The 12,618-nt window shown below is 44.2% G+C and carries 13 protein-coding genes; 2 read left to right on the plus strand and 11 right to left on the minus strand.

The window, feature by feature from the left end; all coding sequences use genetic code 11:
• Positions 1–12 precede the first annotated feature (12 nt).
• Entirely contained in the window at positions 13–1,230 is a 1,218-nt protein-coding gene (locus NV379_RS21275) for a glycosyltransferase family 4 protein (RefSeq protein ID WP_258209361.1), read from the minus strand.
• Positions 1,231–1,412: 182 nt separating this feature from the next.
• Here NV379_RS21275 and NV379_RS21280 point away from each other — a divergent pair, with 182 nt between their 5' ends.
• Positions 1,413–1,757: a hypothetical protein gene (locus NV379_RS21280; RefSeq protein WP_258209362.1), complete on the plus strand. Its 345-nt coding sequence runs from the start codon at positions 1,413–1,415 to the stop codon at positions 1,755–1,757.
• Between the two features lie 73 nt (positions 1,758–1,830).
• Positions 1,831–2,865 carry a glycosyltransferase family 4 protein gene (locus NV379_RS21285; protein WP_258209363.1) on the plus strand — a complete coding sequence of 345 codons (1,035 nt, stop codon included), beginning with the start codon at positions 1,831–1,833 and terminating at the stop codon, positions 2,863–2,865.
• A gap of 30 nt (positions 2,866–2,895) precedes the next feature.
• On the opposite strand, the gene NV379_RS21290 is transcribed toward NV379_RS21285, so the two are convergent.
• The 10 genes from NV379_RS21290 to NV379_RS21335 all read right to left on the minus strand — a co-directional run bounded on the left by NV379_RS21290 (position 2,896) and on the right by NV379_RS21335 (position 12,612).
• Complete coding sequence (locus NV379_RS21290; protein WP_258209364.1) at positions 2,896–3,621, minus strand: glycosyltransferase family 2 protein; 726 nt, start codon at positions 3,619–3,621, stop codon at positions 2,896–2,898.
• A 19-nt stretch (positions 3,622–3,640) separates the two neighbouring features.
• Positions 3,641–4,354, minus strand: a complete 714-nt coding sequence (locus NV379_RS21295; RefSeq protein WP_258209365.1) for a glycosyltransferase — start codon at positions 4,352–4,354, stop codon at positions 3,641–3,643.
• A 9-nt stretch (positions 4,355–4,363) separates the two neighbouring features.
• On the minus strand, positions 4,364–5,272 hold the full coding sequence (locus tag NV379_RS21300) for an NAD-dependent epimerase/dehydratase family protein (protein WP_258209366.1): 909 nt from the start codon (positions 5,270–5,272) through the stop codon (positions 4,364–4,366).
• 5 nt (positions 5,273–5,277) lie between these two features.
• Positions 5,278–6,102: a dTDP-4-dehydrorhamnose reductase family protein gene (locus tag NV379_RS21305; protein WP_258209367.1), complete on the minus strand. Its 825-nt coding sequence runs from the start codon at positions 6,100–6,102 to the stop codon at positions 5,278–5,280.
• A complete protein-coding gene (locus tag NV379_RS21310; RefSeq protein WP_258209368.1) occupies positions 6,099–7,085 on the minus strand; it encodes a polysaccharide biosynthesis protein in 987 nt (328 codons plus the stop codon). The genes NV379_RS21305 and NV379_RS21310 overlap by 4 nt, the downstream gene beginning before the upstream one ends.
• On the minus strand, positions 7,075–8,169 hold the full coding sequence (wecB, locus tag NV379_RS21315; RefSeq protein WP_258209369.1) for a non-hydrolyzing UDP-N-acetylglucosamine 2-epimerase: 1,095 nt from the start codon (positions 8,167–8,169) through the stop codon (positions 7,075–7,077). Before wecB ends, NV379_RS21310 begins: the two co-directional genes overlap by 11 nt.
• Complete coding sequence (locus NV379_RS21320) at positions 8,166–9,824, minus strand: glycosyltransferase family 4 protein (protein ID WP_258209370.1); 1,659 nt, start codon at positions 9,822–9,824, stop codon at positions 8,166–8,168. The genes wecB and NV379_RS21320 overlap by 4 nt, the downstream gene beginning before the upstream one ends.
• A gap of 166 nt (positions 9,825–9,990) precedes the next feature.
• Complete coding sequence (locus NV379_RS21325) at positions 9,991–10,335, minus strand: hypothetical protein (RefSeq protein WP_258209371.1); 345 nt, start codon at positions 10,333–10,335, stop codon at positions 9,991–9,993.
• Positions 10,336–10,353: 18 nt separating this feature from the next.
• Complete coding sequence (locus NV379_RS21330) at positions 10,354–11,490, minus strand: CgeB family protein (protein WP_258209372.1); 1,137 nt, start codon at positions 11,488–11,490, stop codon at positions 10,354–10,356.
• Positions 11,491–11,520: 30 nt separating this feature from the next.
• Positions 11,521–12,612 carry a CgeB family protein gene (locus tag NV379_RS21335; RefSeq protein ID WP_258209373.1) on the minus strand — a complete coding sequence of 364 codons (1,092 nt, stop codon included), beginning with the start codon at positions 12,610–12,612 and terminating at the stop codon, positions 11,521–11,523.
• Positions 12,613–12,618: the final 6 nt, after the last annotated feature.

A 12,618-nucleotide genomic window follows, 5' to 3' on the forward strand; every position in this document is an offset into this window, starting at 1 on the left:
ACTCACCCCGTTTCAGTGCTTGAGCAGCGCGTTATAGACGTTAATAAATCGACTATTCATCAAATCCATCGACCAGTTGCTACTACCCCATTCCTTACCATTATGTCCCCATAGCCGGCGAAGTTCTTCATGCTCTAATAAGATATTCATTTGATCAGCCAATACATCTGAGTTCCCTGTTGGAAAGACCATGCCATGTTGAAGATGGGACACCATCTCAGGTAAACCACCTCCACTAGACACGATAACCGGCTTACCAGCAAGCTGCGCTTCAATGACCGAAAGCGGCTGATTGTCATGAATGCTCGGCAGTACGAAGATGTCCGATTGGGCAAGCAGAGCAGGAACATCATCACGGAAGCCTAGGAATTGCACTTGCTGCTGCAATCCATAATCATGCATCTGTTTCTCAAGCACTTCGCGCAGCTCCCCATCACCCACTATCCAACAATGCCAATCATCACGTACAGATTTAAGCTTATGAAGAGCTTTCAGCAAGACATGAATCCCCTTGACCTGTGTTAGTCGTGCTGGGGTAATCATTACCTTCTTATTCTGCGGACGCTGAATCGGCGTTGGCAGCAGCATCTTTCGCTCCAAATCATGAATGTCATAGCCATAAGGAACAACCGTAATTCGATCAGGCGCTACAGAACATTCGTTAACCATAATATCCTTCATCCATTGAGATGGCGTCATGGGATAGTGACTGACCATCGCTCCCAGATGCTCAATCATCGGGTAATAATCCCAGATAAGCTTACTGTTCTTATCCAATGCAAAATTAGGACTTTCCGACGTTAACCGCACTTCCCTTGTAATAGAACCATGAATCGTTGTGATAACTGGAACATTGCGTTTGCGTACTCGGCTAATGGCATACGTAGAGATCAGATCATGGGAGTGAATCACATCATAGTGATTAATATCTAGGTAAGCCAGAGCCAGTTCATAACAGAGTCGATCCACTTCGACGTTATAAACCCAGCTATCTTTGTGCATGGAGGCATAGTAAGGCGTATTTAATTTAGCCTGAAGGAGTGGCAGCAGATCCGCTTTACGAATCTTGCGCTGCTGATTAAGCACATAAACCGAACTGCCATTATCGCCTGATCCAAGTACTTCGACCTCATGCCCGAGTTGTTCAAGACTGCTCCTCATCTTCTCCATGAATGGCCAAACACCGCCTTGATGAGGGAGCAGCCAGTATGTGGCTAACAATATTTTCATCGAACGTTCCTCTTTTCGGCAATCCAAGATGGGTTAGCTATTGCTTACAATATATTGACCATAGGTGAAATTGGCATGAGGAGTTCGCCCTGCCTTTTAAAGAAAATACATAGGTGTCCAATCCACGAAGGCACACCTTCATATAATGAAATATCCACTTTCAGAAGAAAGGATGGTTACCTATGTCTGTTTTTCATCTGAATGCTTGCGTGAATGGATCGATTGATTCCAGGTATATTCAATCGTTCGATGTAGTTGTCAGCAGCACAGGCTATGAAGACTTCGATGTACTAACACAAGCGTATCACGGCCCTCGATTATTCCTGCTGAACTTGCATCACGTTGACACCACCTATCCTGGCAATCAAGCGTTCATTACTAATGTACAAACCAATTACCAGCCCTTCTTATTGCAGCTTATTACGAATGTGAATAATCCTTCCTTCACAACCATAACCATAACCGTCAAAAATCAAGGAAACGTGCTTGCCGTATTCGGTACGGAACACTTTACTATCGTCGGTTAAAGCATCATACCCCTCAAAGAAAGAAGGGAATCCATTGAACATCCTGTTCGTGTTTTATCTCCCTAGTGGGGGGATGGATACACTCAATCGCCACCGATGTACAGCGCTTCGTAAAGCCGGATACAATCCGCATATTCTATATTTCCAATCCGGTTCAGGCGTCCAGAATATTACGTCCGATGCCCCTACCTTCATTACGAATGATGATGCCGAGATTTCCCGAATTATTTACGCTGGGAACTATGAAGCGATTGTGCTAACCAGTGATTATGTATCATTACCACGATTCCGCAATCTTGGATACCGAGGTAAATTAATATTTGAAATCCAAGGATATGGTCCGATTGAGACAGCACGCGAAGAGCTAACTCGTGCGATTCCGTATATTTGTCAATATGCCAATGCGATCGTGCATCCTCGAACCCCACATATTCAAACGATTCTTAAGGAACTATATCCTGTCATGCCAGTCTATCAGTTCAATAATGCCTTTGATGGAAGCACCATGAGTTATAAGGCTACCCCGAAACCAACTCAGCCGGTCATCGCTTGGATTGGACGCATTATGGACAATAAAAACTGGTTGGAATTTTTACAGATCGGCAGCTTCATGGCTGAGCATTATTTTCCAAATTTACAGATGGTGATGTATGAAGATCATACGCTTGCCTATGCGACAGAACGCGCTTCCTTCGAAGTATGCTTGGATGCCCTTCATGTACGATCTCGTCTATCCATCTTGTCGAATGTACCCAGCACCCAAATGCCTTATGTATACTCCATGGTGGGTGATTCAGGAGGGATTCTCTGCTCCACCTCTAAGGTTGAAGGGGCACCCCATTCGGTAGTTGAAGCGATGAACTGTCGATGCCCTGTCCTCTCTTCGAACAAAGATGGAGTTCACAGTGCAGTCATACACAATGTAACAGGAAAATTTTACACGCTTGGCAACATCTCAGAAGCAGCTATCCAAGGATATGAGTTAATGTCCAATCTCCCTCTTCGCAAGCGAATTATTGAAAATGCAGAAGCACATGTGAAATTGCATTTTTCATTGGAAAACTACGTCAACCATTTTCGTAAGATGCTATCGGAAATACACATCTAACAGCAGCATAAGTAAAGCCAATACGTAAAATCACGTATTGGCTTTTTTCAATGTATCAATATGCTGCTCTAGAAGGGGATTATACTGACTTCTAACAGCAGCAAGTTCGCTCATTAACGGACCCTGATTTTTCTGCGTACCCATTTCATCGTGAAACCGATACAACACAAGAGACTCGTCTAAAAAGTCGAATCGATGCCCCGATAAAATAATACGAAGCCACATATCCAAGTCTTGTGTATAACGCAAATGCTCATTAAAGAGCCCAACACTTGCAAACAGCTGCTTCTTCACCATAACGGTGCATCCATTGATCGTCGTATTCCGAAGAAAGTTTTCATACAGCTCGATATCAGAGGAGAAATGAGGGATCAACTCCCTATTAAAAACCCTATTATGTTTATCAATCGCATCATAGTTCGTAAAACTAATAACCGACTGCCTTGCTAACATGAAGTGCAGCTGCCTGCTTATTTTGTCTGGTTGAAATCGATCATCCGCACTCAACCATACTACATATTCACCTTGTGCCAGATTAATGCCGTAGTTCAGTGCACTTCCCGTACCTCCATTGGCTTTACCGATATAATGAACTCGTTTGCGATAAGGTTTGATCAAATTGGCATACTTGGTCGAACCATCATCAATAACGATTACCTCAACATGGGGGTAGGTCTGATTCAGTGCACTTGCAATCGCTTGATCCACATAAGGACAATTATAGAACGGGATAATCACCGATACGAGTGGCGCCATTGAATCCTCCTCCATAGAATCAAGTTATTTGACTGGCTCTAGTCAATAAGGCCTGTTTATATCTACGCATGAGTGATTTAATCTCACGACCAATCGCAGGGCGATGTTTCACTGTTCCCATACGCATATGCTGTCGGTATTGGATAAGCGGCTCATACAAGTAATCGAACGGAACACCTGCGAGCAGCATTCTTATCCATAGATCATAATCATGGGTATATCGAAGGCTTTCGTCGAACAGCCCGATACGATCAAGCAGGTCTTTCCTCATAATGACCGTGCATCCATTAACAGGGTCTCCCATGCTGAATTGCTCGACAAGCTCTTTCTGACTGCATGGCTTCGGACCCAGATAACGAGCACGAACGATCCCACGATGGTCGATCTGATCAAATGCCGTATGACATACTTGTGACTGCTTTGCGATCATGTAATTGATTTGCCGTTCAATTTTGTGCCGATAGAAAACATCATCTGAACTCAGCCATGCAATATATTCACCTGTCGCAAGGCGCATGCCGTAATTCAGTGCACTTGCCGTACCGCCATTTGCTTTTCCAATATAATGAATACGGTTCCTGTAAGGTTTTATCTTACTTCGATATTTCGTAGAACCGTCATCCACAAGGATCACTTCAATATGAGGATACGTTTGGCTGAGCGCACTTTTAAGTGCTCTATCGACATAACGACAGTTATAGAATGGAATCACAATCGTTACTTTTGGAAGCATACAACCACCTCAGCCATTCGTATTATTTCCGTTTCTAAAATGATTCAGCGCATCCAAGAGGGATTGCTTGAATGCAATTTGCGGATGCCATCCTAACGCATGAAGTGCATCAGAACCCGCTGGTTTAGGTGGAGCGGTATGGGAAGTCGATTGACCAACTTCAAGTTCAAGCACGCCAGGGCGTATTAATTCCTGATACACATTCACAATATCACCTAACGTATGCATGTGACCGGAACAGATGGAATACGTCGCTTTGTTGTCACCGTAAAGCAATATTTTCTCAAACGCACATACAGCATCACGAACATCTACATAATCCCTCTCCTCATATAATGAAGAAAGGCGGAAAGGTGTGCGATCGATCCCTGCTTCACAATCAGCAATTTTTTTGGCAAGTAAACCACATACCCCATTGGATGAACCTGGACCAATCAGATTGGCTGGCTTGGCAATCATCAGATTAAGTTCGAATAGATGTCCCCAACATTGGGCAATCACAACTTGAAGGGTTTTACTCAAACTATACGGATTCTGCGGCTGCGGTGTATCGGTAATCGGGAAATTCATTACGGATCCGACAACAAGTGTTCGACATTCGGGGTAAGCACGCAAAGCTTGCATCAGATTCATCGTAGATAATACATTTGACTCTATATATAAAATCGGGGCCTTCCACGATTCCGGCACCGAATTACGCCCTGCTAAATGAAGAATATATTGAGGTTTCACCTGATCGATCAATTGGTAGACCTCTTGTAAGTTCGTTAAATCACATGCATACCAATTACCCTCCGAACGTGGTTTGCTTGCTGAGCGATACACAGCAGCCACATCCATCCCTATTGCGGCAAAATGTTTACATGCATGCTGGCCTGTAAATCCATTTGCACCTGTAATTAATATTTTACCGGTCATCGTCATCACATCCAGACGCGCAAGTCTTCTAGCATTTGAATATAAGTCGGTACAACATACTGCACATCCGCCCTTGTATGAAGCAGTGTGCGATCAATTTGAAGTGCGGGTTCAGAGATAACATTCACATCAGTCTTGTGAAACACTTGCTGCATCACTCCAAGTAAATTGTATTTCGAGATCGACTCTGGTGCTGTTAGATGAACAAGACCCGTTAAATCGTCGTCTCTGTCTAACACAAATTGAACGAATTTCGCAAGCTCCAGCGTAGTGACTCCGTTCCACATCGCCCTTGTATACCCCGGAACATCGCCTTGCCTGCTTAGAAACCACTGCATTAAACCAATGCCTGTACTTCGAATTTCAGGTCCAATGATCGATGTCCGAATGGTCAAATGTGGTGCAGCCTTCACCTCGCCAAGCGCCTTGGAGCGGGCATACACCGTTGTACCATCAGGTTCATCTTCTTCGTGGTGAAAGCCCTTCGTTCCTAGAAACACGCAATCACTGCTAATGTGAATGAGCTTCCCGGATATACGATCCATCAACTCACTTAACCGATGCGGCAATATACCGTTCGTCCAGAATGCGTGTACAGGGTCAGCTTCCGCAAATTGGTTGAGTACACCTACACAGTTGATGACGACATCTGGAGCAACGGATTCAATCAGCTTCTCAACAGACAGCCAATCATTCATGTCTGCGTACAGATGGATGGGGTCACGCCGCACTCTTGAGGTCGAATAGACCGTGTGCAGGGTCTGTGTGCGCAGGTACTTTGCCATCAAGTGACCTGCCATCCCCCGAGCACCTAATATCAAGAGCTTCATGTTAAAAAGCCCCCCTTAATGAGCATGAGCTTAATCTGTTCCTTCGTCATTAACGACTGCGAAGAACAGAAGGAGTTAACTTGAACCATTGGATACTGCGCATAAGCTGCCTTTAGCCCCGGAATATCAAGCGTTGGCAATATGACTAAATATTGATCATCATAGACAACAGTGCTCAAGCTTTCGAACTCTGTAAGTAGGATCTCATGAATTTTCTCCCCCGGGCGAATACCGAATTCAATAATCTCTACGTTGCTTTTCCCCATGGAATCGATGAGCACATCTGCCAAATCCATAATTTTACAAGTGGGCATCGTCATCACGAATATTTCGCCGCCTAAGCTGTCTTCTGAAGCTTTGAACAATAATGAAATCGCATCTTGCAGGGTGAGGAAGAATCGTGTCATGTTCTTATCGGTAATCCCGATCTGATTCTTCTCTTGAATTTGTTTCAAGAACAAGTGAATGACACTCCCATTCGTACCCAGTACGTTTCCACCACGTACACAGACAAATTTCGTCTCGGTACGAAGCAAGTTCGCGTGAACTATGAGTTTTTCACCAATTGCTTTTGTCATACCGTAAAAGTTCGAAGGGTTCGCTGCTTTATCCGTTGAAATATAGATCACTTTCTTAACCCGATTCTCAATCGCTGCATCGATTACATTCTGCGTGCCGTGTACGTTCGTTTTCAGTGCTTCATACGGCTGATCTTCACAGACCGGAACGTGCTTTAAGGCTGCCAAGTGATACACGTAGTCTACGTCTTGGCACGCGCTGATGAGCGCTTCCCGATCCCGAATATCCCCGATGCAGAAGCTTAGACGTTCATCCTCGAATGCCCGCTTCATCGCAACTTGCGCCGATTCGTTTCGCGAGAAGACAATGATTTCTTTCGGATTCTGCGGCAATATTTGACGTATTAACTCATATCCCCAAGAGCCAGTTCCACCGGTGACCAATATGCGTTTATTACGAAACATGTATGTTCCCTCCCAATAAAAATTTGACCACTTTCGCAGATACGTCTACTTCCAGATACCCCTCTGGGCATTTCCAATCTCTTGGAAGACGGATCATCGTCTGTACCGCTGACACGATACGGTCGGCGCGTAGTCCAGTTACAACATTACTGCCGCAATCAATCGTTTCCGGTCGCTCCGTGGAGTTTCGAATCGTAACGGCAGGGACATGAAAAATGCAGCATTCTTCTTGAACCGTCCCACTATCACTTAACACACATAGGGCATGCTGCTCCAAATGTACGAAGTCAAAAAATCCGAATGGTTCTTCAAACCGCACCAAGTCATGCATTTGTAGTCCCTGCATAGCATTAATTCGTGCGCGAGTTCGTGGGTGGGTAGAGCAAATAACCGGTAATCCATATTGCTCAGATAGCATGTTCAGACTATTCAAGATCGCATGTAAATGTTCGGGCACATCCACATTCTCAGCGCGATGCGTTGTCACTAGAAAATACTGCTGCGGCTGTAAACTCATTTGGGCAAGAATCGTGCTTTGATCGATCTCCTTCTTGTAGTGCATGAGTACTTCATGAATGGGATTACCAATAAGCACAACACGCTCACTCGGAAACCCTTCACGAACCAAATGTTCCTTACTTTGACGTGTATATGGCATATTTATCGAGGAGATCGCATCGATGACACGACGATTCTTCTCCTCAGGTACATTCAGATCATAGCAGCGATTGCCCGCTTCCATATGCACGACTGGAATGTTCATACGCTCGGCTAATATCGCGGATAATGCACTATTCGTATCCCCTAAGACAAGTACTCGATCCGGCTGTTCAATGCGCAATATTTGTTCGACTTCGCCAAAGATTGCGGCTAACTGCCCTCCTAAGGATTCCTGATGTTCACGCAAGGTATAGTCCGGCTTGCGAAGATCCAATTGCTCGAAGAATACATCACTGAGCGTAAACGTGAAATTTTGCCCCGTATGGATTACAACATGGCGCTCTGCAAGTGTATCCAACAGCTTCATAATCAAGCTCAATCGAATGATTTCAGGCCGTGTACCGAGTATTGTCACAATTTTCATCTTTTCACCTTCTTAATGGATGCTTGGCGACGAACCTTCACATGCTTTACCTGATTAACAGCTCTTCTTTTCGTCCGCTTAGGAATGAGTAAGGATCGCTTCTTTTGAACACGTTTTTTTTGAACAGGTTTCTTTCGAACACGTTTTAATCGTTTACCTGTCACCTTTTTACGAACAATCTTGATTTTCTTGCGCTTCGATCGTCTTTGCAGTCGCGGTTCTTTGTGATCTTCGATCGTCATGTGATAAGGAATGGATGATTCTGGAAACTGAGCTACTAGAGTGGCTGGAACATTAGGAGATTTTTGAAGAGTACGATTGGTGTTGAATGACGAGGCAGGTGTCTGAATGGAATACCGAATTCCTTGATGCAAAATATACGCACGGCGCTTGGAGCTGCGGATGACGACACGGCCCAGGATTGACGTAGGTAAACTCGGTTCTCCCCGCATGTCTTTGTACAGCATCAAATTGTGTAATTGAGCAAGCCAATCCTGCAGACGCTGACGATAGGTCATGACACCAAATATTTGCTCTGCAGCCTGACCATTGTGCATTCCCGCATTCTGACGAACTGCAGGGTCATAGAGAAGTGGACGTATCGTTTGCAGAAGACCATCAGCATTCCCTTTTGGAACGAGATATGCGCTATTTCCTGTATGGTTTAATATTTCTTCCAGACCGCCAGAGGCGTAAGCAATTACGGGCTTTTGAAAAATCATTCCTTCAAGCGCAGTCATACCGAAGCCTTCATTTTGCAAGCTTGGAATAACAACAACATCCATCGCTGGATAGATCTCTTGGGTTCGAAGGACGAAAGAGAGTACACTAAATCGGTGTCCATATCCGGATTGCCGAATACGTTCTAGACAGAGCGCATAAAAGTCTTGGTTCGAAGGCGTGCCGATGATCACAAACTTCACATCAGGAATCTCCACACATATCCCGAGTGCCATATTTATAAAATGATCAAGTCCCTTATTGGGATAAATGTTGGAGGATATATACCCAACTAACGGCTCATGAGGCAGTACACTAATCTCCGCTCGCTTCACTTGCCGGTAATACTCCCAACCTCCAGGTTCAAGCTCTTCCTTATTCCAAGAAGGATATAGAATAAACTTCTTCTCCTCGATTCCTGCACCCTGGAAGGACTGCAGAGTGGAGCTTGATATTCCGATAATGCGACTGGAGTGACGATTAATAATATCAACGGATAAAGGTGTATACGGACCTTCCTCAAGCGTCTCTGTAATCATCCAGATGACAGGAACACCCATTGCAGTCGCAACAACTGGCGGCATAACATTCACACACGTATTCGCAACAACATAGTCCGGTTTATGAGCGTTAATGATTTGCATAATGCCAAGTGTACTCTCGCCCTGACGTACAAATTGTTCAAATTGCTGCTCGATGAATGGACCCGGTGAGTAAATCGCCCATAGCAAAGGATAACGAAGCGTTAGAACTGTAATCCCTCTTGCTCTGGCTTCCACTGACAAGATACCTTCATTCGGTACGACGAGCAAGCAATCATGATACTGCCTGAGCTCTTGAATATAAAAAAGCAAAAACTTTTCTGCGCCTGTAATGTGAGTAGGGGTACAAATATGGGAGAACAGCATTACTTTAAGTCGAGTGTCAACAGGCATGATGCTCACCTCCCTTTTTCACTAGTACAATATATTAGTTGGACAATCTACTGGGCACGACAGTTGACTCCCTAGCAAGAGTCCAATTTCAAGACTGCTGCCCGATCCGCATCGATTTTACAAAAACACCCGCCTCTCACACCTGGAGAAACGGGGGTTCACTTACCTACACAAATGTCTGCCCATCTTGCAAACCTTGTGCAAATCCAGCATCAAATCCGCTCTGATAGCCTTGACTGAACGCTTCCTTCTCCGCACGAATCAGACGAATATGTGGCCTTACTTGCACAGACATCGCCGTCCGCTTCTTTCTCTTCGACTTTACGCGTTTAACAATTTTCACAACCTTTTTCGCAGCTGCTGGACGCTTTCTTCTCGCCAATTTCGGTTTTGGTTTCACTCTAGATTTCGATTTCGGTTTCGGTCTTGCTTTCGGTTTAGCTTTTGGTTTAACTTTCCGCACTAGTTTGATTTTCTTTTTAGCAATTACTCGTTTTTTTCGTACACGCATCACGATCTCTCCTCTCACTTATCCGAATGGAAAAATGATTTGAAACATCTGATTGAGCCTTTTGACTAACGTATGCTCCTGTAACGTTCGCCTCAATCCACGCAGAGCCATGTCTCGCCGCTCTTCTTCATGTGTAAGATAATATTCGATCTTACTTTGCAGCTCTTCAATCGAACCGAACGTCGCAATATCTACACCCGGTGTATAGAAACGAAGTAAATCCGAGCGAATGTCTGTTAATTGCAGAACACCGCAAGCAGATATCTCGAACGTACGTGGGTTTGGTGAGAATGCCTTAATACGCCTTGAATTGTTATTAAACGATTCGTCATCATGTGCCCGGTGCATGTTTATTACAATCTTCGTCCCACTATAGAAAGCTGCCGTATCAGGCGCACTCATCCAGTTGTTGAGACGAATCTTACTCACTAGCTTCCGATAATGCTTCAGTCGATTCCACCAAATCCCCGAAATTACAATGTCCTGATTTTGAATAAAAGACGTTAGTTTATTAAATATCCGAATCCGATTCCAATACCCCGAACCGATAAAACAAACATCGCGTCTCATCTCTGGCGGTACTGGCTGTGGACTAAAGATTGTCTGATTCACACCAAGCGATAAATAATGTACACTCGGACACCCTAAGCTTTGATAAAAAGCGACGCAATTGATCTCTAATGTAAAAATATCATTATAATAAATCGCAAATTTCTCCGTTACATCTGTATAATACGGATCATCAATGAGCCACACAGCTACACGCAGTCCATAACTTCGCATCAAATGCACTTGGTACACATTGAACATCATCCCATCCAGCACCAAGACCAGATCAGGCATCATTACTCTTGCTAGTTCTGCCACTTTGTTATTCGGTTCCGTCACGACAACCTCAGCAACGATCAATTTCAAGCTGTCGATAATTGCAATATCGATGGAGTTATAAGGAAGCCCTTTACCCGAGGTCACATACAAGATGCGCTTCCCCCATACCAATTGGGGCTCTAAGTTGCATATATTCTTAATGGCAGTACATCGCCCATAATGATAGCCATAACTGCTTCCAAGTGCATATCCATTCTGCCAATGGGAAGCTACATTTGTGGATTTAATATTTGCTACTAAGGACTCTTCGTCTCCTGTAACGGTCACTCTCTAGCCTCCCTCCCATCGACGATTAACCTACACTTTAAATACAATGCGCATCATTTGCTCCAATCTTTTTGGAAAAATGTGATCTCGAATTGTACAGTTATATCCACGCAGTGCAACCCGATTTCGCAGTTCTTCATCGTGCAAATACATTTCTGTCTTATGAATGAGCTCTTCAGCCGTTTGGTACGTATCAAGTTCGTCTGTTGGTCGATAAAGAGAAGGTAGATCGGCGCGAATGTCTGTTAGTTGAACGGTAGCGCATGCCGATATTTCGTATGTTCGCGGATTCGTGGAACGAGCTGGGATTTTCTTGGAATTCCGATTGTACTTCGCATCGAATGGAGCTCGATGCAGATTAATGACAACCTTGGCTCCATTATAAAATTTGACAGTTTCTTCAATTGGAACCCATGATAAGTGAATTTTGCTCGCTAATCGCTTATATTGTTTCAATCGATCCCACAAAGAACCGATAATAAACACTTTCCGCTGAGCCAAGTACGGAACCAATTGATTAAAGAACGCAATTCGATTCGGAAATGCGTTACCAATGAAGCAAATATCGCTTCGATAGGATTCCGACACATCAATAGGACGATAAATGGAGTTATTCACGGCAAGGGGCAAGTAATGAACCTCTCTGCAACCCGCTAACTGATAATGCTGCACACAGGATTGTTCATGCGTAAACACGTAATCATAATGCGGGGCAATTTGGATGGAGACGTCCATGTAATAAGGATCATCTGCAAACCAGATTGCCGTCTGAATGCCAAGACTGCGTACTTGATCAATTTGATCACAGTGATTTTTAGGGAATACGTGCAGACCATTCAGCACAAGAACAAGATCCGGTTCAAAGGACTGCGCCAATTTAAAAGTCTCTTGAGGGGTCCCTAGTCGCAATTCCTTAACGATCCCATGAAACCCATGAATGATCCCAGCATCAATCGCTTCAAACCCTTGTGGGATATACAATATTTTCTTATCGTAGAACATCGAAGGGACAAATGTATGATGCCCTCTAATTTGCTCACAGCAGCCCAGACGATAACCTGATTGATAACCAGTCCGAAAATCCAATTCCTGTTTCTGAGCTCCGTTTAGCGAAGCATTCATATCGAA

The sequence above is a fragment of the Paenibacillus radicibacter genome, assembly GCF_024721995.1.
Lineage (GTDB): Bacteria > Bacillota > Bacilli > Paenibacillales > NBRC-103111 > Paenibacillus_AM > Paenibacillus_AM radicibacter.

What these genes read in the sequence shown, in the direction of transcription:
- NV379_RS21275 (WP_258209361.1), bottom strand. Translation starts at nt 1,230, where the DNA reads ATGAAAATATTGTTAGCCACATACTGGCTGCTCCCTCATCAAGGCGGT.
- NV379_RS21300 (WP_258209366.1), bottom strand. Translation starts at nt 5,272, where the DNA reads ATGACCGGTAAAATATTAATTACAGGTGCAAATGGATTTACAGGCCAG.
- NV379_RS21320 (WP_258209370.1), bottom strand. Translation starts at nt 9,824, where the DNA reads ATGCCTGTTGACACTCGACTTAAAGTAATGCTGTTCTCCCATATTTGT.
- NV379_RS21335 (WP_258209373.1), bottom strand. Translation starts at nt 12,612, where the DNA reads ATGAATGCTTCGCTAAACGGAGCTCAGAAACAGGAATTGGATTTTCGG.
- NV379_RS21325 (WP_258209371.1), bottom strand. Translation starts at nt 10,335, where the DNA reads ATGCGTGTACGAAAAAAACGAGTAATTGCTAAAAAGAAAATCAAACTA.
- NV379_RS21290 (WP_258209364.1), bottom strand. Translation starts at nt 3,621, where the DNA reads ATGGCGCCACTCGTATCGGTGATTATCCCGTTCTATAATTGTCCTTAT.
- NV379_RS21310 (WP_258209368.1), bottom strand. Translation starts at nt 7,085, where the DNA reads ATGTTTCGTAATAAACGCATATTGGTCACCGGTGGAACTGGCTCTTGG.
- NV379_RS21280 (WP_258209362.1), top strand. Translation starts at nt 1,413, where the DNA reads ATGTCTGTTTTTCATCTGAATGCTTGCGTGAATGGATCGATTGATTCC.
- NV379_RS21285 (WP_258209363.1), top strand. Translation starts at nt 1,831, where the DNA reads ATGGATACACTCAATCGCCACCGATGTACAGCGCTTCGTAAAGCCGGA.
- NV379_RS21295 (WP_258209365.1), bottom strand. Translation starts at nt 4,354, where the DNA reads ATGCTTCCAAAAGTAACGATTGTGATTCCATTCTATAACTGTCGTTAT.
- wecB (WP_258209369.1), bottom strand. Translation starts at nt 8,169, where the DNA reads ATGAAAATTGTGACAATACTCGGTACACGGCCTGAAATCATTCGATTG.
- NV379_RS21305 (WP_258209367.1), bottom strand. Translation starts at nt 6,102, where the DNA reads ATGAAGCTCTTGATATTAGGTGCTCGGGGGATGGCAGGTCACTTGATG.